General features: G+C 60.8%; 20 protein-coding genes. 9 read left to right on the forward strand and 11 right to left on the reverse strand.

From position 1 onward, the window contains the following. Window positions 1–379 precede the first annotated feature (379 nt). Complete coding sequence (locus tag GOW60_RS14955; RefSeq protein WP_171229894.1) at window positions 380–1,567, reverse strand: Zn-dependent hydrolase; 1,188 nt, start codon at window positions 1,565–1,567, stop codon at window positions 380–382. A 136-nt stretch (window positions 1,568–1,703) separates the two neighbouring features. On the opposite strand from GOW60_RS14955, the gene GOW60_RS14960 reads away from it, so the two are divergent. Genes GOW60_RS14960 through GOW60_RS14975 form a run of 4 tightly spaced genes read left to right on the forward strand, consistent with a single transcriptional unit; the run spans window position 1,704 to window position 5,203 of the window. Beyond that, window positions 1,704–2,354, forward strand: a complete 651-nt coding sequence (locus tag GOW60_RS14960; RefSeq protein ID WP_171229895.1) for a histidine phosphatase family protein — start codon at window positions 1,704–1,706, stop codon at window positions 2,352–2,354. Window positions 2,355–2,372: 18 nt separating this feature from the next. Beyond that, window positions 2,373–2,987 (forward strand): glutathione S-transferase family protein, encoded by a 615-nt coding sequence (locus GOW60_RS14965; protein ID WP_171229896.1) that lies wholly within the window; start codon window positions 2,373–2,375, stop codon window positions 2,985–2,987. Between the two features lie 14 nt (window positions 2,988–3,001). After that, window positions 3,002–4,057 (forward strand): saccharopine dehydrogenase, encoded by a 1,056-nt coding sequence (locus GOW60_RS14970; RefSeq protein ID WP_171229897.1) that lies wholly within the window; start codon window positions 3,002–3,004, stop codon window positions 4,055–4,057. A gap of 3 nt (window positions 4,058–4,060) precedes the next feature. Continuing rightward, window positions 4,061–5,203, forward strand: a complete 1,143-nt coding sequence (locus tag GOW60_RS14975; RefSeq protein WP_171229898.1) for a saccharopine dehydrogenase family protein — start codon at window positions 4,061–4,063, stop codon at window positions 5,201–5,203. Window positions 5,204–5,294: 91 nt separating this feature from the next. On the opposite strand, the gene GOW60_RS14980 is transcribed toward GOW60_RS14975, so the two are convergent. From GOW60_RS14980 to GOW60_RS14995, 4 genes are all read right to left on the reverse strand, one after another. Beyond that, window positions 5,295–5,498: a DUF1127 domain-containing protein gene (locus GOW60_RS14980; protein WP_171229899.1), complete on the reverse strand. Its 204-nt coding sequence runs from the start codon at window positions 5,496–5,498 to the stop codon at window positions 5,295–5,297. Between the two features lie 59 nt (window positions 5,499–5,557). Next, entirely contained in the window at window positions 5,558–5,785 is a 228-nt protein-coding gene (locus GOW60_RS14985; RefSeq protein ID WP_152459348.1) for a DUF1127 domain-containing protein, read from the reverse strand. 238 nt (window positions 5,786–6,023) lie between these two features. Beyond that, window positions 6,024–6,341, reverse strand: coding sequence for a DUF3775 domain-containing protein (locus GOW60_RS14990; RefSeq protein WP_152459349.1), 318 nt, complete (start codon window positions 6,339–6,341; stop codon window positions 6,024–6,026). Window positions 6,342–6,426: 85 nt separating this feature from the next. Further along, a complete protein-coding gene (locus GOW60_RS14995; RefSeq protein WP_171229900.1) occupies window positions 6,427–7,200 on the reverse strand; it encodes a DUF1365 domain-containing protein in 774 nt (257 codons plus the stop codon). 146 nt (window positions 7,201–7,346) lie between these two features. Here GOW60_RS14995 and GOW60_RS15000 point away from each other — a divergent pair, with 146 nt between their 5' ends. From GOW60_RS15000 to GOW60_RS15010, 3 genes are read left to right on the forward strand one after another with little or no spacing between them, the layout of a single operon-like run. Next, window positions 7,347–8,003: a sigma-70 family RNA polymerase sigma factor gene (locus tag GOW60_RS15000; RefSeq protein ID WP_152459351.1), complete on the forward strand. Its 657-nt coding sequence runs from the start codon at window positions 7,347–7,349 to the stop codon at window positions 8,001–8,003. 10 nt (window positions 8,004–8,013) lie between these two features. After that, window positions 8,014–8,664, forward strand: a complete 651-nt coding sequence (locus GOW60_RS15005) for a ChrR family anti-sigma-E factor (protein WP_171229901.1) — start codon at window positions 8,014–8,016, stop codon at window positions 8,662–8,664. 46 nt (window positions 8,665–8,710) lie between these two features. After that, entirely contained in the window at window positions 8,711–9,115 is a 405-nt protein-coding gene (locus tag GOW60_RS15010; protein ID WP_152459930.1) for a hypothetical protein, read from the forward strand. Window positions 9,116–9,118: 3 nt separating this feature from the next. Here the strand turns inward: GOW60_RS15010 and GOW60_RS15015 are convergent, their stop codons facing one another. The 6 genes from GOW60_RS15015 to GOW60_RS15040 form a co-directional block, all read right to left on the reverse strand. Next, window positions 9,119–10,348, reverse strand: a complete 1,230-nt coding sequence (locus tag GOW60_RS15015) for a DNA recombination protein RmuC (RefSeq protein WP_171229902.1) — start codon at window positions 10,346–10,348, stop codon at window positions 9,119–9,121. Between the two features lie 52 nt (window positions 10,349–10,400). Further along, entirely contained in the window at window positions 10,401–12,266 is a 1,866-nt protein-coding gene (mutL, locus tag GOW60_RS15020) for a DNA mismatch repair endonuclease MutL (protein WP_171229903.1), read from the reverse strand. 262 nt (window positions 12,267–12,528) lie between these two features. Next, complete coding sequence (locus tag GOW60_RS15025; protein ID WP_171117227.1) at window positions 12,529–13,458, reverse strand: metal ABC transporter permease; 930 nt, start codon at window positions 13,456–13,458, stop codon at window positions 12,529–12,531. Beyond that, entirely contained in the window at window positions 13,455–14,660 is a 1,206-nt protein-coding gene (locus GOW60_RS15030) for a metal ABC transporter permease (protein ID WP_171229904.1), read from the reverse strand. Before GOW60_RS15030 ends, GOW60_RS15025 begins: the two co-directional genes overlap by 4 nt. Before the next feature lie 3 nt (window positions 14,661–14,663). Next, complete coding sequence (locus GOW60_RS15035) at window positions 14,664–15,467, reverse strand: metal ABC transporter ATP-binding protein (RefSeq protein WP_171229905.1); 804 nt, start codon at window positions 15,465–15,467, stop codon at window positions 14,664–14,666. 3 nt (window positions 15,468–15,470) lie between these two features. Beyond that, window positions 15,471–16,424, reverse strand: a complete 954-nt coding sequence (locus tag GOW60_RS15040; RefSeq protein WP_171229906.1) for a metal ABC transporter solute-binding protein, Zn/Mn family — start codon at window positions 16,422–16,424, stop codon at window positions 15,471–15,473. 201 nt (window positions 16,425–16,625) lie between these two features. Here GOW60_RS15040 and deoC point away from each other — a divergent pair, with 201 nt between their 5' ends. Together deoC and GOW60_RS15050 are read left to right on the forward strand one after the other, a co-directional pair. Further along, window positions 16,626–17,624, forward strand: coding sequence for a deoxyribose-phosphate aldolase (gene deoC, locus GOW60_RS15045; protein ID WP_171229907.1), 999 nt, complete (start codon window positions 16,626–16,628; stop codon window positions 17,622–17,624). Between the two features lie 11 nt (window positions 17,625–17,635). Next, complete coding sequence (locus GOW60_RS15050; RefSeq protein WP_171229908.1) at window positions 17,636–19,969, forward strand: aldehyde dehydrogenase family protein; 2,334 nt, start codon at window positions 17,636–17,638, stop codon at window positions 19,967–19,969. Window position 19,970 lies beyond the last annotated feature (1 nt).

Consider the following 19,970-nt stretch of genomic DNA (forward strand, 5'->3'; position numbering starts at 1 on the left):
GAACAGGCATCTCCCAACCCGCAAAATCAACCATCTTGCCGCCAAGCTCGACGTGCAAAGAGTGGAGAGGCGTGCGCTTCGGTGTGGTCATGATCCGGTCAACTTCCGATTATCCAAAGGTCAAAATGCATAACCGTCAGTCTGCCCCAAGCCGCATAGAATGCAATGATTCCACCCGGTTTCTAGTGAAACACCGATCCGAAGAAGAGGCGGTATACAGACGCATGCATCATGAATGTTCCTATAGGAAACTAATTTCCGTTAGGCAACAACCCTCGTTTCCATCGCATGAAATCCCCGGCGCCCGACCGAATGCCGGGGGGAGGATTTCACCGTCGATGCACCACCTTCTTCGGGATTTTTCGTTGCAAAGTGGCGTTTAGACAGAGAGAGACCGTACGGCACGCACTAGAGTTTCCAGCCCCGCAATCAAATCGACCTCTGCCGTATCTTCTGCAAAATCATGGCTGATTCCGTCGATCGAGGGCGTGAACAGCATCGCGACCGGCATCAGGCGAGACACGTTGGTGGCATCATGCAAGGCCCCCGAGGGCATTCTGCGCCACCGACGCGGTGCGACCTGTTCCGCACCGCGTTCAAGAGCGCGGCGCAAGGTCGGATCCATGGCAACGGGATCCAGCCCCAGCATGGGGCCGTAATCCAAACTCATCCCCAGTTGCTCAGCGGTTTCTTGAGCTGTCGCCCGAATGATCTCCTCCATCCGGGCCAAACGGTCTGCATCAGCATCGCGCCATTGCATCGAGAACCGAACCCTCCCCGGCACGATGGACGAAGCGTTTGGATGCAGGTTGACCCGCCCGACGGTCCAGACCGTCTGCGGCGTGACGACATTGCGAAACCCCTCATTGAGCCGGGTGTTGAACAGGGACAGGGCCTGAAATGCGTCGCGGCGCAGGTGCATGGGGGTGGTGCCGGCGTGGTTCTGCTGACCTTCGAAGGTGATCGACATATCGCGGATGCCAACGATATCGGTGACGACTCCGATCTGGTCTCCGGACGCGTCCAGCGAGGGGCCCTGTTCGATATGCATCTCTATAAAGCCATCGAAACGGGACGGGTCCACGAATCCCTGGGACAGATCTGCCATGGACGATCGGGCCTGGCCAAAGCTGACGCCCGCCCCATCGGTCAACACATCAGCTTTTTCCAGAGACAACCCGCCTGACCAGACAGCAGAACCTGTGGTCACGCCAAAACGCCCCTCTTCGTCCTGAAAGCTGACAACTGAAATGGGACGGTCGACGGAACGTGCGACTTCCAGCGCGGCGATGACGCCAAGGGCGCCGTCCAGCCAGCCGCCTTCGGGCTGACTGTCGGAATGTGATCCCATCAGCAGCGAAGGACCGGACGCCAATCCGAACAGGTTTCCCACCGGGTCAAACTGCGGGGTCAGGCCCGCTTCGCACATACGTCCGGCAAGCCACTGGCGCGCAGCGATATCCGCGTCGGAATAGGCAGGGCGGACAACCCCCTTGCCCACTCCCGCGGCACCGAATTCACGCAACTTATGCAGGTCGGTCAGAAAACGCGTGTGATCGACGGTCATAAACCCCTCCGAAGGTTTGTTCGAGGCGAACCATAGCCAGAAACAGAAAAGGAGCGAGGTTTTTTTCGACAGGCGTGAAACCCCTCTGGCACCGGAGGGGAACCTGCCCTAAGACTTCGGCGCAAGAGGGACCGACATGTCACATATCACATTGGTGCGTCACGGGCAGGCGAACACAACGGCGCGGGACGAGGCAAGCTATGACAGGCTCAGCGACTTGGGGCATCAGCAGGCGCGCTGGCTGGGGGCGCATCTGCGTGACACCCGCAGCCACTATGCCCGGGTCTATTGCGGCACCCTGACCCGCCACGCCGAGACAGCGGACAGCATGGGATTGCACGATCCAATCCGTGACGCGCGACTGAACGAGATCGAGTATTTCACGCTGGCGCAACTGTTCGAGGACCAACACGGCGTCGCGATCCCCACCGACCGCGAAGGTTTCGTCGAACACCTGCCCAGAACATTTGCGGCCTGGGCCAATGGCGAAATCAAGAACGCACCGGAAACCTTCGAAGAATTCGAGACGCGCGTGCGCGACGCGCTGCACGAGATCGGGACCGAGGGCGGACCGGCAATCGTCGTGACCTCGGGCGGGTTGATTTCGATGGTGGTGCGGCAGGCGATGGGGTTGGATATCCCGTCAATGGCACGGGTGGCCCTTGCCATCATGAACACGTCGATGCATCGTCTGCATCCGATTGGCGCTCAGCTGAGCCCGGTTCTTTTCAATGCCGTTCCGCATCTGGAAGCCCCTGATCGGCAGTTCGCACAGACCCACCTGTAACCAGATCGGAGACGCCTGATGCAGCTCTACTATGCACCCCGAACCATCTCGGTCGCTGTCGCGATCGCACTGGAAGAGGCCGGGCTGGAATACGAAGCGGTCAAGCTCGACTTCGCCAGGGGCGAACAGACGAAACCAGCTTACAAGCAAATAAACCCCAAAGGCCGCGTTCCGGCGCTGGTGGTGGATGGCGGCATCCTGACCGAAACCGGAGCCCTGCTGGAATTCGTTGCAGCCAAGGCCCCCGAGGCCGGGCTGGTGCCGGCTGATCCGGTGATGGCTGCCCGGATGCGCGAAGTGATGTTCTACCTTGCCTCGACCATGCATGTGAACCACGCGCACAAGATGCGCGGGCACCGCTGGGCCGACAAGAAATCCAGCTGGAAAGACATGAAAGACAAGGTCGCGCAGACGATGACCGCGTCCTGCGATTATATCTCGTCGAACGGCCTGCGTGGTCCATTTGTGCTGGGCGAGGCGTTTTCGCTGGCCGATGCCTATCTGTATGTGGTGTGCAGCTGGCTGGAAGGCGATGGCGTGGACGTTTCGGCCTTTCCAAAAATCGTCGCCTTCCGTGAGGCGATGGAGGCACGCCCTTCGGTTCAGGCAGTGCGTGCTGCCGGAATGCTCTGACAAAAGGAAATATGATGACACATCTCTGGGTCCGGGCAGAACAGCGCCCGAACGAAGAACGGGTTGGGCTGACGCCGGAAGGTGCCGCGGCGCTGATCGCGGCCGGCATCCGCGTGACGGTCGAGGAAAGCCATGCCCGTGCCATTCCACTGGACGGCTACAAGGAAGCAGGTTGCGAGATCGCGCCCGAGAATTCCTGGCCCGAGGCCCCGCTGGACGCGATCATCTTCGGCCTCAAGGAACTGCCCGAAGACGGTACACCCCTGCCGCATCGCCACATCATGTTCGGCCATGCCTTCAAGGGCCAGCATTCGGGCCGGGCTCTGCTGGAACGGTTCAAGGCGGGCGGCGGCACGCTTTATGATCTGGAATACCTCGTGGATGAGGATGGTCGCCGGGTCGCCGCATTCGGCTATTGGGCAGGCTACGCGGGCGCGGCAGTAACGCTCAAGACCTGGGCGGCGCAGCAACGGGGCGGGATCTGCGGCCCCGTCGGCGTCTATCCCGGCAAGGACGCGCTGAACGCCGAACTTCTGGCAGAATTGGACGCCACCGGCGCGCCCCGCCCCCGCGCCATCGTCATCGGAGCTTTGGGCCGTGTAGGCACCGGCGCCGCAGACCTGTGTGAGGCGATGGGCGTCGCGGTCACCAAGTGGGACATGGCAGAAACCGCCAGCGGTGGGCCTTTCCCGGAAATCCTCGACCATGATCTGTTCCTGAACTGCATCTTCGCGCGCCCCGGAACGCCTGTCTTCGTCCCGCGCGAGGCATTGACCGCCTCGCGCAAGCTGACCGCCATCGGTGACGTGGCCTGCGACCCGGACAGCGACTACAACCCGGTGCCCGTCTATGACCGCGCCACCACTTGGCAAGAACCCGCCCTGCGCGTGGCCACCGACCCGGTGATGGACGTGATGGCGATCGACAACCTGCCGTCGATGCTGCCGGTCGAAAGCTCGGAAGACTATGCCGCGCAACTGCTGCCGTCCTTGCTGACTCTGGCCGATCTGGACAGCGGTGTCTGGGGGCGGGCAGAAGCAACTTACAAAACGCATATTGAAGGACTCTGAACGATGACCATTCATTGGTGTGGCACCGGCCTCTCGGCCATTCCCGGCCTGCGTCGCCTGATCGAAGGCGGCCACAAGGTCACCGTGTGGAACCGGACCGTCGACAAGGCCAGGACCGAGGTCGGAGACCTGACCGACGACATCCGGGCCTTCGACATCGACGCGCTTGGCGCCGTACTGGAGAAGGGCGATGTGATCGTCTCGATGCTGCCGGGCGACTGGCATGTGCCGCTTGCGGACCTGGCGATTTCGAAACAGGCCAATTTCGTCTCGTCTTCGTATATCGCGCCCGAGATGCGCGCGCTGGATGACAAGGCACGCGAGGCCGGTGTCGCACTGGTCAACGAGGTCGGGCTGGACCCGGGCATCGATCACCTGATGGCACACGCCCTGATCGACGACTACCGCGGCTCCGATGCCTTCGACCCGGAAAACCACCTGAGCTTCATTTCCTATTGCGGCGGCATTCCCAAGAACCCCAACCCGTTCCGCTATAAATTCAGCTGGTCGCCGCTGGGCGTGTTGAAAGCGCTGCGGTCGCCGTCGAAATCGATCCGCAATTACGCGCCGCTGGACGTTGCCCGCCCCTGGGATGCGATCAGCAGCTACATCGCCCCACTGCCGACACCGGAAAGCTTCGAGGTCTACCCGAACCGCGATTCAATCCCCTTCATGGCGCAGTATCATTTCGAGGATCACTGGCCGGTCAAGGAATTCGTCCGCGGCACTTTGCGTCTGAACGGCTGGGCCGATGCGTGGTCGGATGTGTTCACCGAGATCGAAACCCTGTCCGGCCCGGAAGGGGATGCGCGTCTGAAAGAGATGTCGGACCAGTTCTGGGAGGAAAACGCCTATGACGAAGGCGAGCCTGATCGTGTTGTGTTGTGCGTGGGATTGAAGGCCGAGAAAGAAGGCGTCGAAGTCTGGCACAAGACCTATGTGATGGATGCCTGGGGCGACGAGCGTGGCACGGCGATGGCGCGTCTGGTGTCGATTCCGGTCTCACTTGCGGTCGAGGCCGTATTGAACCGCGCCATCCCGGCCGGTGTTCACGCGGCCCCCAGCGATCCCAAGCTGGTGCAGGGATGGATGGGTGAAATCGACAAGCTGGCCCAGCATCTGCAAATCGTCGATCACACGGCCTGAATGCAAAAAAGGCATTCCAGACTATCTGGAATGGCTTTCATTTTCTTACTTTGCGCATGTTGTCCTCGTTCGGGTTTCCCTCACCCGGCCTTCAGATATACCGCTGGATGGTATCTTCGATATCACTGCGGTTGATGCCCAGCTCGGACAACTGATGATCGGTCAGAGCATTCAGATGCTGGGCTGCGCGGACAATATCAGGGCTGATCGAACGGATCCGCATGGCACGATCGAACAGCAAAAGCGCGCTGGCGGCCGGAGCCGGTTGATTGGTGGGCGGTGTGACGTCGAACATTCTGGTAACCTCGCTAACATGCTTTCGGGGATTGGTTTCAGTGCACGCTGAATGCTTGATCACTGCCGGTATGGCTTGTTGTGATACACACTTTCATATGCGCGTCTTTTGATCTGATCCCGCTGGATGCCGATGTCGGCCAGTTGTACGTCATCAAGCTTTTCCAGATCCCGCACGGTTTTCGAAAAAATTCGGCGGCGGAAATGCTCGACCTTTGCTTCTGCATAGTTTGAAAACAGACCGTCAAGCAGACCACCCCGGCCTTCGAATGTTTGTGTATGTGACATGTCTTTCTCCTCCTGAACTCAATGTCTTTGTCTTCCTGACATCAAATTTGGGAAGGCTGCCTTAACGTTGCCAAACCGGTTCATTAAGGTTTGTTAAGACTGTATTGGAGGGAAAGTTCGGGCTGGACCGGCGCGTTGATTGCAGATTTCGATCCAGGCCCGCGACATGTCTTTTCCGTGGCGGATCAAGATAACGCGAATGTCGATCCGTCGCAGAAACCACCCCTTTGCAGGCAAGTCACATCAGATCGTTTTCAACGTCCTCGGCCGATATCCCCAGCGCGTCCAGACCGTTCTCGAGGTGGTCTGACATGTGCGGAGTGCCGATCAGGTAGTCGGCGCAGGGGGTCGAGGCCTCGGCCTTGGCAGTGGCAATCGCTTCGGCTAGATCCTCGGGGAAAAAGCTTTCGCGGCCGATCCACATGATGGCAACCAGTTCGGCTTGCTCGTCTTCGCTCATACGTTCGATGAAGGCGCGCATTTCACCTTCTGCCCGGTTCAGCTCGCGCCCCATCATGGCAATCTGAGCGACCTTTCTTGCCGATATTTCCAACATGCATCAGCTCCTCGTGTTCGCGGTTGTCGTGCCATCACAATCACCGAACAAGGGCCGAGTCTTTGATCTTACGCAAACAACGGCCCTAGTTCCGCGCACGCGAAATCGGCTGGTCCGGTACCGGTTGCCTGCGAAACGGGCGAAAGGTGGCTTTTTTCAGCCACAGCCTGAACGCCTGCCAGACGATCAGTGCAAAGGTTCGCCGGGCGCCGAATGGCCGCCGCAGCAAGGACCACAGGATCACGCGGTTGGTCAGGGGTTGCCGAGGACCGGTCAGCGTCGCGATCAGCCCACCATCAGCGCGGCCGTAATCAATCCAGACACCGACGCGATCCGCGCGATAGTCGAAGCGGAACGTATAGCTGCCTTCGATTTTCTGAAACGGTGAAACATGCATCAGCTTGTCCGCCACCACCCTGTCAGTCGGTTCGATGACCGAGAAATCGGGTTTGTGACACAGGTAACTGTGACGGGTGCCATAGGTATTGGTGACCTCGGCCACCACGGCATAAAGGTGATCGCTGTCGTCAAAACAGAACCAAAAACTGACGGGATTGAAAACGTGCCCCAAAACGCGCGGTTGCGTCAGCAACTTGAAACGCGCCGGTTGTTGCACCGACATTTCATCAAATCGCGCGCGGAGCCATTGGGACCCTTCCCCGTGACCCGGCTCTCCCCCATGGTCGGCGGTGCGCCAGTTCGTGACATTCGCGCGATCAACCGAAAACAGCAAAGGGGTGTCCAGCTCTTCTTCCGGGTCCAGCAGGATGTAATCGACCGAGTATCGGAATGCGTTTTCAATCGCACCCTTGCGCCCGTGATAGGTATGACCCGCGATATGGTCTATTTTCTGCGTCATCCGCTGCTTTCTGGCCTTCACGTAAATGCTTTGAACTACACTGATTTCCTTCAGATGCTGGTAATCCTGATACGGCAATTTGCACAATTTGGATCATAATGTCCCGATAAAGTGATCCGGCTTGGGGAACGCGCCGTAATGAGGTTATGTTTACCGAGATCGATACCGTGACCTTGGACGAACCTGCGGCTGAACCGGCCGCCCTTCAGCCTCGGCGCGAAAAGAAACGCATCAAGGGTAGACGGGTGAACGGAAGTAACGGCAGGCGCGAGACCAGAACCGAATGGGTGGATCACGTCAGGCGCATCCGCGACGCGCAGGATCAGGCGGCATTTGCCGAGCTGTTCCAGCACTTCGCGCCACGAATCAAGGCGTTCCTGATGAAGTCAGGATCAGACGCCACGATGGCCGAGGAGTGTGCGCAGGAGGTGATGGCGACCTTGTGGCACAAAGCCCATCTGTTCGACCCGACGCGGGCAACAGTGGCTACTTGGGTATTCACGATTGCTCGGAACAAGCGCATTGACGTTCTGCGAAAGCAACGCCGCCCCGAACCCGAAGAGTTGTGGTGGGGTCCCGAGGCCGAGCCTGAGCAGGACGATGTTATCGCGCTACAACAAGAAACCGCGCAGCTTCGCACCGCTTTGACAGCGTTGCCAGACGCGCAGAGAGAGCTGATCGAAAAGGCGTATTTCGGTGATCTGAGTCATCGGGAAATTGCGTCTCAGACCGGGTTGCCCCTGGGAACGATCAAATCACGAATCAGGCTGGCGCTGGACCGCTTGCGTCATGCGATGAACTGAGATGAGTACGATGAGTAAATCGATCAAACATCACCTGACAGATGACCTGCTGATGGCATATGCCGCAGGCAGTCTGCCCGAGGCATTCGACCTGATGGTCGCGACGCATCTGTCGCTGTGTGACCATTGCCGTGCGCGGGCGGAAAGTTACGACGCCGTGGGTGGGCATGTTCTGGAGGAACAGACTGAATCCATTGCCATGAGTGATACATCTCTGGCCGCGACTATGGCGTTGATCTCCAAAGGTGCGCCAGCAGCCAAACCAGCGCGTCCGAACTGCTCGGTATTGCCGGCCCCGTTGCAGGATTATGTCGGCGGTACGGTTTCAGATATCCGATGGAAACCGATCGGCATGGGTGTGAAACAGGCCATTCTTCCGACCACAAGCGAGGCCTCGGCCCGGTTGCTGTTCATTCCAGCCGGAACGGCTGTACCAGATCATAGCCACAACGGTATAGAATTGACGATGGTGCTTCAGGGCGCATTCTCGGACGAAGTGGATCGCTTCGCCCGTGGCGACGTCGAGATCGCGGACGAGGATTTGGAACACACGCCTGTGGCGGACATTTCGGAAGATTGTATTTGTCTGGCGGTTACGGATGCACCGTTGAAATTCACCAAGTTGATGCCACGCCTGTTCCAACCCTTCCTGCGCATCTGAATTTGCCCGCGAGGGCCGCGTACGGCGTGTTTTGAAAGGAATGATTATGTTCGCAAGACTTGCTGTGTGCGTCCTTCTCGTTGCAATCGCGCCCGTCGCATCGGCCCAAATGTCGGCCGAGGTTCAGTTTCAGCCCGGCAATTTTGGCACCATGGTCAGCGGAACCATCTCAGGAGATGAGTACTTCGACTATTCGCTGGGCGCCAAAGCCGGACAGGAGATGTTTGCCGATCTTCAGGTCAGCGACACCAATGGTAACGGCGTGATCTATTTCAACATCCTGCCGCCGGGCAGCGACGGTGTGGCGATCTATAACGGGTCGATTGACGGCAATACGGCCCGGATCACCTTGCCCGACGATGGAGACTATACGATCCGCGTCTATCTGATGGGCAATGACAGGGATACCGGAAAAACCGTGGGGTACAACCTGGATCTGTCCATCCAGTAGATTTCAACCTTCGTGTCGAGCAAGGGGTACAACGCCGTTTTCGGCCTTGGTCTCGATTTCTTCAAAGTCGAAATTGTCCAAACGCTGCGCACGTCGGCCAGCCTTTTCGGCGCTGATCTTGATTTCCGAGATATCCTTGGCCGCCTGCCCGAAATGACGGTCCAGGTTCGAGACGCGATCACCCAGGCGGTCCACATCCTTGTGCAGCAACCCCAACTCTTTGCGGATCGCTCCGGCCTGTTCGCGCATACGCGCGTCTTTCAGGATCGCCCGCATGGTATTCAGCGTGGCCATGCACGTCGTCGGGGACACGATCCAGACCCGCGCGGCGAACCCTTCACGCACGACATCGGGCAGACGCGCGTGCAGCTCGGCATAAATCGCCTCGGAAGGCACGAACATCAAGGCGCCGTCCGCAGTTTCCCCGTCCAGGATGTACTTTTCGGAAATCGCCTTGATATGCACTTTCACCGCAGCGCCAAAGGCCCGCAGGCATCTATCGACATCCGCCTTTGTCTGCGCAGCGGCCAGCGCCTCGAAATCCTCCAACGGGAACTTTGCGTCGATCACGATCGGTCCCGGCGGGTTCGGCAAGTGAATCAGGCAGTCCGCCCGCCTGCCGTTCGACAACGTGGCCTGCAACGAATAACTGTCAGCGGGCAGCGCCTTGGACACGATATCGTTCAGCTGGATTTCACCGAACATCCCGCGCCTTTGCTTGTTTGACAGGATATCCTGCAAAGACAGCACATCGCCTGACAGTTTGGTGATATTGTCCTGCGCCTTGTCGATGGCGGCCAGACGTTCCTGCAATTGGGTCAGCGAGGTCGCCGTCTGTTTCGACGAGCCATGCAACGTCTCTTTCATCCGTTCCTGCATCTCGGCCAGCGCACGCGCCGATTTCATCGCATTATCCGCTAGCCGGTCATTCATCTGTTGCTGGACCGAAGCCAAACGCGCCTCGACCGTCTGAATCACCTGCATCTGCGCGTTGGCCTGAGTGTCCGAGACATGCTGAAGACCGCCGCGCAACTGTTCCTGCCCCTGGCCCAGTTGCTGAACATGCTGACCCAGATGCGCCATCTGCCGCGCCAAAGGTTCCGCCATCCGGGCCGAGCGGTTGGCCGCCCGCAACGACAGGAACAGCAACAGCAGAATCAACGCCACCACGCCACCCCCGACCAGTATGACAGGGTCATTCAATGTATATTGGGTGCCTGCAATCTCGATCATCACAACTCGCGTGTTCTTGTTTTATTCTTCATAGCCCCGCCGGGCCGCAGGATCAACTGCGCCCGAACAGGCGTTCGATGTCGCTGAGTTTCAGTTCCACATAGGTGGGCCGCCCATGGTTGCACTGGCCGGAATGCGGTGTCGCCTCCATCTCGCGCAGCAGGGCATTCATCTCTTCGGCGCGCATCCGACGACCGGATCGGATCGACCCATGGCAGGCCACCCGGCTGAGGATCGCTTCGATCCTTGCCTGCACCATCTGGCTTTCACCCTGATCGGCAAGTTCATCCAGGATGTCGAGGATCATGGCGCGTGCATCGACTTCACCCAGAATGGCGGGGGTTTCGCGTACGGCAATGGCGCTTCCGCCGAAGGGCTCGATCGTCAGGCCAAGGCGCGTCAAGTCATCTGCGACGGCCATCAGGCGGGCGCAATCCCCGTCGGACAATTCCACGATTTCCGGAATTAGCAGGGCCTGCGCCGCGACGCCGTTCTCGGACATCTGCGTTTTCAGCTTCTCATAAACCAGCCGTTCATGTGCAGCATGTTGATCTACGATCACCATGCCATCGGCGGTCTGGGCAATGATGTAATTCTCGTGCACCTGTCCGCGGGCTGCACCCAGCGGCAGATCCTGCGCCTGAGGCTGCTCCTGCACCTCGGCGACCTGCGCAACCGGAGTCGGCTCGACAATGCTGCCGCTGTAGTCATTGGCCAGCTCGGCAAAACCCGGAGCCTGCGCGCGATACGCCGCCGTGCACGCGGCAGGTGACGGGCGATCCATCTGGTAAACCCGCGCCGGAGCAGGCTGTGCGGGTTCCGGCCGCATCGCGCCCAGCGTCGCATTCGCCACGGTCGAGGATGCCCTGTGCCCGGCTTCCGCCAATGCATGGCGCAGACTGGACACGATCAGCCCCCGCGCGACACCGGGATCCCGGAACCGAACCTCGGATTTCGCGGGGTGGACGTTCACGTCAACCAGCGTGGGGTCGCAGTCGACGAACAACGCTGCAGCCGGGTGGCGGTCGCGGCTCAGGAAATCGAAATAGGCCGCTCGCAGCGCGCCGGTCAGCATCTTGTCGCGCACGGGGCGTCCATTGACGAAAAGATACTGTGCCACGGCAGCCCCCCGCGAGTAGGTTGGCAGGGCGGCATAGCCGTACAGCCGGATGCCATCACGCGAGGCATCAATCTGCAAAGCGTTTTCTGCGAATTCGCGCCCGATCACGCGGGCCAGTCGGGCGTGGAGCGCATCAAACAGATCTCCGTTCTCGCGATCCGCACGGAAGGTCACGCGACCCTCTCCGCCGCCGGATACATCCCGCAGGGCGAATGTCACGGAAGGTTCGGCCATGGCCAGCCGTTTCACAATATCGGTGATCGCCTGCCCCTCGGCCCGATCCGTGCGCATGAATTTCAGGCGGGCCGGTGTGGCGTAGAACAGATCGCGCAGCTCGACCACAGTGCCTGCGCGCAGGGCGGCGGGTTTGACCGCATCCATCTTGCCACCCGCGACGTGCACCTGCGCCGCATCCGCGCCGGGAACGCGGCTGGTTATGGTCAGACGCCCAACAGCACCCAAGGACGGCAGCGCCTCGCCCCGAAAGCCGAAAGTGTGGATGTTCAGCAGGTCCGAACCGTCAATCTTTGACGTGGCATGGCGGGACAGGGCCAGCGGCAGATCTTCCGCCGCGATACCGCAGCCATCATCCGTGACCCGGATCAGGGTCTTGCCGCCATCCGCGATATCGATGGCGATCCGCGTGGCCCCGGCATCGATTGCATTCTCGACCAGTTCCTTGACCGCCGAGGCCGGTCGTTCCACCACCTCACCCGCCGCGATACGGTTGATTGCGGCATCGTCGAGCTGCCGAATTACGGGGCGTTTTTCGCCGATATTGGGGTTTGCCTGCGCCATACCCCTACACCTAGCATAGTCGCGCACGATTCTGCCACCGGTTTGAACCGCAGATTTCAAAGAGAGGGGGCGCCCGGGTATCCGCGAATGAGAACTCATTCAGGATCACCCGGACGTGCCAAGTGAGTGGTGTGTTTCAGCTAATTTATGAGACCGCGTGTATCACGCACCTGTCGGAAAATCTGCTTAAGATTCTCATGCTCAGTTTCTTGGCAGAGATTGGCCGATGACGTGTGGGCATGTGTGGCGGGAAAATGCCTGATCAGGCAGATATGCGCGCGCCGATCCTGCCCCGGCAGGGTCCGAACATCGCGGCCGCCGCAAGAATCAGGCCCGACATCGTGGCGATCATACCCGCCGCGCTGACGGCATCCGCGCCGCCCAGCCACAGCGGCCCATAACCTGCCAGCACATAGCCCGACACCGCCGAGGCAATGGCGAACACAACGCTCCAGGCAATCTGCGCTTCCAGCCGGTTGGTCAACATCCGCGCTGCAGCGGGCGGGCAGATGAACATGGCGATCACGATGATCGAGCCCACCGCGTCGAAGGCCGCCACCGCCGCAATTGCCGCGGTGATGACCAGTGCCATGCCCAGAACGCCGGTGCGAATGCCAATGGTCCGGGCAAAGCCTTCGTCGAAGGTAGAGATCTTCAGCGGCCGCCAGAACAGCCAGGTGAACAAAGACACACCGGCCAGTGTCAGCGCAATGCGGGGTAATTCCGGGGGCAGCCCGGACAGCGCCTCTGTGTCCAGCAAGGACGACCATCCGGTGGCGTCCAGCCAAATCAGGCTTTCGAGATTGCCGTAAAGCGCATGTTCCACATCCAGATGCACCGTCGACGTATCCGTCTGCTCGAGCAGCAGGACCCCCGCGGCGAACATGGTGGTAAAGACCACGCCCATGGCGGCCCCGGGCTCGATCTGACCCAATCGCCGAATGGCTTCGATCAGCACCACGGCCACAACGGCAGCGCCCGCCGCGCCCAGCATCATCGGCCAGGTCGATATCGCCCCTGTGATCAGAAACGCCACGACGATTCCCGGCAGCACCACATGGCTGATCGCGTCTCCGATCAATGCCTGTTTGCGCAACACCAGAAAATTGCCGGGCAACGCGCAGGCAATGGCCGCGAACGTACCGATCAGCAACGGTGTCAGAGACAGGGGGACAAATTCTTCACCACTCATACCGGCACCCCCATTGGCCCGCCGATGCGGCGGTCTATCTCGGCGATCTGGTCGCGGGTCAGGACGGTTTCGATGTCCCGCAACCCGTCATAAAGCGCGGCTGTTGCCTCATGCGCCTGATCTGCGCGCACGATTTCCCAGCGCTTTTCGTCCCGCAACGCCTTGGCCGCGCGGGCTTTGCCGATATCGGTCGCGACGCCGTCCGCGCGCACCAGCCCAGCGCGGCGCAGCAAGCGCAGGGTCAGGGGCTCATAGATCTTTTGCCCCTGCGCCAAGGCCAAGAGACCCTGACGAATATGCACCCGACGCTGAAAGCGCAAATGGCGCAGCACCGCCGCCAAAACGCCACGTATCGGCGCCAGAAACAAAGACACGACAAAGAAGGCAAAGCTGACCAGAACGATAATCGGCCCCGTCGGAAGGTTTGGCGCCGAGGCCGAAATGGCCGCGCCAATGTACCCCGCCAACCCGCCGGCCATTCCCGCAAGCAGAACCACATGGTCCGAGCGTTCGGACCAGAACCGCGCGGTCACGGCGGGAATGATCAACAAAGCCACGATCAGAATCAGACCCACGATTTTCAGGCCGATCACGGTCACGGCCATGACCAAACCCATCATGGCCAGATCGATCCTGTGCACCGGCAACCCGCAGGCTGCGGCATATTCAGGATCGAAGGCCACAAGAATCATCGGGCGACGAATGATCATGACCAGCAGCAGCGTCGCGGCGCCGCCGACCGCAATGATCATCGCATCAGCCCAGAGCATCCCGGCAGTGGACCCCAAAAGGAAGCCTTCCAGCCCGGCCTGACGGCCTACGCCCATCGTCTGAATGACCGTCAGCAACACGATGCCAAAGCCGAAGAAGACCGACAGGACTGCTCCGATGGCGGCGTCTTCGGCCAAACGCGTGTGACGCGTCAGCCAGTTCATGCAGAGAAGGCCGATCCAGGCCGAGATGGCCGATCCTGCCAACAGGCCCAGCAGGTTGCGCCCGTCTCCTCCGAGCGCGACCAATACCATGAAAGCCAGACAGACGCCCGGCAGGGTTGCGTGGCTGATTGCGTCACTGACCAAGGCGCGCTTACGCAGAAACAGAAACGTCCCCGTCACACCGGCAGACACACCCAGCAAGGTTGCACCGATAGCAACCAGCGTGGCGTTGTAGCCAAGTTGCAGGGTCAGAGCATCCCAAAGCATGCGTTACCCCAGCGCGCGCGATATCTGATCGATCTGCGCGGTTGCCAGTCGACCGCCATATGCTGATTGCAAGGTTTCCGCCGTGAAGGCCTCGGCCACTGGTCCTTCGGCCACCTTGCGGGTGTTGATCAGGAAGACATGGTCGAAATAATCGGTCACGGTCGCAAGGTCGTGATGCACCACGACAACCGTCTTGCCCGCCTCTTTCAGGGATTTCAGCACCGAGATGATGGCTTTCTCGGTGGCGGCATCGACGCCTGCAAAAGGTTCGTCCAGAAGATACAGATCCGCGCCCTGCGCCAGCGCGCGCGCCAGAAAGACACGTTGCTGCTGCCCGCCGGACAGCTGCCCGATCTGGCGATCCGCGAAATCCCGCATTCCCACACGGTGCAAACAATCCATCGCGCACGCCTTGTGGCGGGCACGCACACGGCCCAGCAAGCCAAGTTCGCGCGACAGGCCCATCAGAACCACGTCGATGACACGCGTTGGAAAATCCCAATCCACGCTGGCACGCTGAGGAACATAGGCAATGCGCGCGCGCTGCGTGTCCAATGGCTGGCCAAACACGGTCACTTGACCTGACAGAGGGGAAACGATGCCAAGCGCCGCCTTGAGCAATGTGGATTTCCCGGCCCCGTTCGGCCCGATGATCGCGGTCATCGCCCCGGGCTGTATGGTCATGTCGACTGAAAACACCGCTGGTTTCTGCCCGTATGAAACCGTCAGGCCGCGCAGGGCAAGGGGGCTGTCGGCCAACCCCGTGTCACCGACGGTCACGCCTTCATTGCTGATCAGGCCCAGCATCGATCAAAACCCCGCCGACAGTTTTCCGTCCATGCCACGATCTGGCACATCACCACCCAGAGCACTGGCAATGACCGTGATGTTATGGTCCAGCATGCCAAGATAGGTGCCTTCATAGGTTCCCTCTTCACCCATGGCGTCCGAGAACAACTCGCCCCCCACGTGCACCTCATGACCCTTGGCGGCCGCGCCCTCGATCAGCGCGCGGATCGAACGATCCGAAACCGAGCTTTCGACGAAAACAGCCGTGATCTTCCGGTCAACCAGCAGATCGACCAATTCGCCTATCCGGTTCAGTCCCGCCTCGGACTGGGTCGAGATGCCCTGAATTCCCAGAACCTCGAACCCGAAACTTTCACCAAAGTAACCAAAGGCATCATGGGCGGTTACAAGAACCTTGTTGTTGTCCGGAACGGACGCCAGAACTTGATCTGCATAGGCTGTCAGGCGATCGATATCTGCCAGGTGGGCCTGCGCATTCGCTGCAAAAACCTCGGCCGCTTCAGGACGCACCTCGGTGAGGGCCGCCTGCACTTCAAGCACCACGTCCCGCCACAACTCGGGCGTCATCCAAACATGCGGATCATATTTGTCGGCGTAATCGTCATGCGCGCGCAGCTTCGACGTGTCGATACCTTCGGCAACTGCAACCACGGTCCGCTTGCGCTCAAGGTCATGGAAGAAATCTTCCATCTGCGCTTCGAGGTACAAACCATGCCACAGGATCAGGTCGGCGCGCGTCATCGCCACGATATCGCTGCGGGTCTGACGATAGGCATGCGGGTCAACGCCCGGCCCCATCAGCCCTTTGACGTCTACCTGATCACCACCGACCTGACGGGCCGCGTCAGCAATCATGCCCGTCGTGGCCACAACCTTGAGGGGTGCATCGGCCCAGGCCGCGACCGGCAGGGAAAAGGCCAGCGCCAATACCGCAAGAAAATTCCGACGAATCATCTTCTACCTCAGTTTTTGCTTCTCGTTCGAACTGAATATGAGAACCATTCGCAAGTAAGTCAACGCTAATGCGAATTATTCGCAAGAAAGCGGTTACATTTTGTCCATTTGGTCAAAAATTGTCCAAACATTGCCCGCCTGCATCTTCCATTCCCCGGTCTCCCGTGCGATTTTGTCGCAAACCTCCCAAAGGACGTGACAATGGATACGCAGAGCTCAGAAAGCCCCGTGCGCACCGCGCATCTGCCGCAAGTGACCGAAACCCGGAATCCCGGCATGGATCTGGACCTGGACTGGGTACGCGCCGTGCAGGCCAACACCTCGGCCATCGAGCGCCGGGCTGCGACCCTGCCCGGGCGCCGGTCGGTGAAAAAGGAACATCAGGCCGCCTGGCTGCTGAAGGCGATCACCATGATCGACCTGACCACCCTGTCGGGCGATGACACCGAGGGCCGCGTACGCCGCCTGTGCGCCAAGGCACGGCAGCCGGTGTCGCCTGACCTGCTGAAAACGCTGGACATGCCGCCGATCACCACCGGCGCGGTCTGTGTCTATCACGACATGATCGAAACGGCGGTGGATGCGCTGACAGGCACCGGCATTCCGGTCGCGGCCGTCTCCACCGGCTTTCCGGCGGGCCTGTCGCCCTTTCACCTGCGCGTGGCCGAGATCGAGGAAAGCGTGAAGGCCGGAGCCGAGGAGATCGACATCGTGATCTCGCGGCGCCATGTGCTGAAAGGCGACTGGCAGGCGCTGTATGACGAGATGAAGGCGTTCCGCGCAGCCTGCGGCGAGGCGCATGTAAAGGCCATCCTGGCCACGGGTGAGCTGGGCAGCCTGCGCAACGTGGCGCGTGCCTCGCTGGTCTGCATGATGGCGGGGGCCGATTTCATCAAGACCTCGACCGGCAAGGAAAGCGTCAACGCCACCCTGCCCGTGTCGCTGGTGATGATCCGCGCCATCCGCGACTATTATGACCACACCGACCATCGCGTGGGCTACAAGCCCGCGGGCGGGATTTCCAAGGCCAAGGACGCGCTGGTCTACCTGTCGCTGATCAAGGACGAGCTGGGCGACCGCTGGCTGCAACCCGACCTGTTCCGCTTTGGCGCTTCGTCCCTGCTGGGCGATATCGAGCGGCAGTTGGAACATTTCGTCACCGGGGCATACTCGGCCGGCTACCGGCACCCGATGGGCTGAGGACAGGAACAATGACAGTCAAAGAGATTTTCGAGACCATGGAATACGGACCCGCCCCGGAAAGCGCCGCCGAGGCCTTGGCATGGCTGGTCGATCAGGGCGACAAGTTCGGCCATTTCATCGACGGCGCCTTCACCAAGCCCGGCAAAGGGTTTGAAAGCCGCAACCCGGCCACGGGCGAGGTTCTGGCCAAGCTGACCCAGGCCACACGGGCCGATGTGGACGCCGCCGTTGCCGCCGCCCGCAAGGCCCAGCCCAAATGGGAAAAGCTGGGCGGCCCCGCCCGCGCCCGATACCTCTATGCCATCGCGCGGCTGATCCAGAAACACGCCCGCCTGTTCGCGGTGCTCGAGACGCTGGACAACGGCAAGCCGATCCGGGAATCGCGCGACATCGACATTCCGCTGGTGCAGCGGCATTTCTACTATCACGCGGGCATGGCCCAGCTGATGGAAACCGAGCTGCCCGACGCACAGGCGCTGGGGGTCTGCGGCCAGATCATCCCGTGGAACTTCCCGCTGCTGATGCTGGCGTGGAAGGTGGCCCCGGCGCTGGCCATGGGCAACACAGTGGTTCTGAAGCCCGCCGAATACACCTCGCTGACGGCGCTGCTGTTTGCCGATATCTGCATGCAGGCCGGCCTGCCCAAGGGCGTGGTCAACATCGTCACCGGCGACGGTGCGGTGGGCGAGATGATCGTGGCCGCAGACGTGGACAAGATCGCCTTTACCGGCTCGACCGTAGTGGGCCGCCGCATCCGCGAGGCCACCGCCGGGTCTGGCAAGGCCCTGACGCTCGAGCTGGGCGGCAAGTCGCCCTATATCGTCTTTGATGACGCCGACATCGATTCAGCCATTGAAGGTCTGGTCGATGCGATCTGGTTCAACCAGGGCCAGGTCTGCTGCGCGGGCTCGCGCCTGTTGGTGCAGGAAGGCATCGCCGAACGGTTCTATGCCAAGCTGCGCGCCCGCATGGACACGCTGCGCATCGGCAACCCGCTGGACAAATGCATCGACGTGGGTGCCGTGGTGGATCCGGTTCAGTTGCAGACGATCACTTCCATGGTCGACAGCAATACGGTGGGTCATGTGCATCAGGCTGCCTGCGAATTGCCCGCAAATGGCTGCTACTACCCCCCGACGCTGATCACCGGGCTCGAAACCTCGGACCCGTTGATGCAGGAGGAGATATTCGGCCCGGTTCTGGTCTCGTCGACCTTCCGCACCCCGGCCGAGGCCGTCGAACTGGCCAACAACACCCGCTATGGGCTGGCGGCCACGGTCTGGACCGAAAACGTCAACCTTGCGCTGGACATCGCGCCCAAGCTGGTCGCGGGAGTGGTCTGGGTCAATGCCACCAACCTGTTCGACGCGGCCGCGGGCTTTGGCGGCCTGCGCGAAAGCGGTTTTGGCCGCGAAGGCGGCTGGGAAGGGCTGAGCGCCTATACCAAGCCCAAGGGCAAGGCCAAGCCGCTGGCCAAGATCGAACCCGTCGTGGGCGAAGGCGGCCCGGTCGACCCGATCGACCGCACCGCCAAACTGTATGTCGGTGGCAAGCAGGCGCGGCCCGATGGCGGCTATTCCCGCGCGGTCTGGGGCAAGGCGGGGCTGCTGGGCCTTGTAGGTCAGGCCAACCGCAAGGATGTGCGCAACGCGGTCGAGGCTGCGGCGGGGGCCAAGGGCTGGTCCAAGACCACCGGCCATCTGCGGGCGCAGATCCTGTACTATATCGGCGAGAACCTCTCGGCCCGTTCCAACGAGTTCGCGCATCGCATCGACGCGATGACCGGCCGCAAGGACGGCGCGAAAGAGGTCGACGCCGCAATCCAGCGCCTGTTCACCGCCGCCGCCTGGGCCGACAAGTATGACGGCCAGGTGCATGGCGTTCCGATCCGGGGCGTGGCGATTGCGATGAAGGAACCGGTGGGCGTGATCGGCGCGCTCTGTGCGGACGAGGCACCGCTGCTGGGTCTGGTCTCGGCCATGGCGCCGGCGATCGCGATGGGCAACCGGGTGGTCCTGGTGGCGTCCGAGCCCTATCCGCTGGCGGCCACCGATTTCTACCAGGTGCTGGGCACCTCGGACGTACCCGCAGGCGTGGTCAACATCCTGACCGGCAGCCACGCTGAACTGGCGAAACCACTTGCCTCGCATCTGAACGTGGATGCGGTCTGGTCGTTCTCATCGACGGACCTGTCGAAGGAGGTCGAGGTCGTTTCTGCCGGGAACCTGAAACGGACCTGGGTGAATAACGCCACGGCACTCGATTGGGGCATGGACCATTCCCGCCGCTTCCTTCAGGCTTCGACCGAAGTGAAAAACATCTGGGTGCCCTACGGCGAGTAGG

The sequence above is a fragment of the Ruegeria sp. HKCCA4008 genome, from assembly GCF_013033125.1.
Taxonomy (GTDB): domain Bacteria; phylum Pseudomonadota; class Alphaproteobacteria; order Rhodobacterales; family Rhodobacteraceae; genus Ruegeria.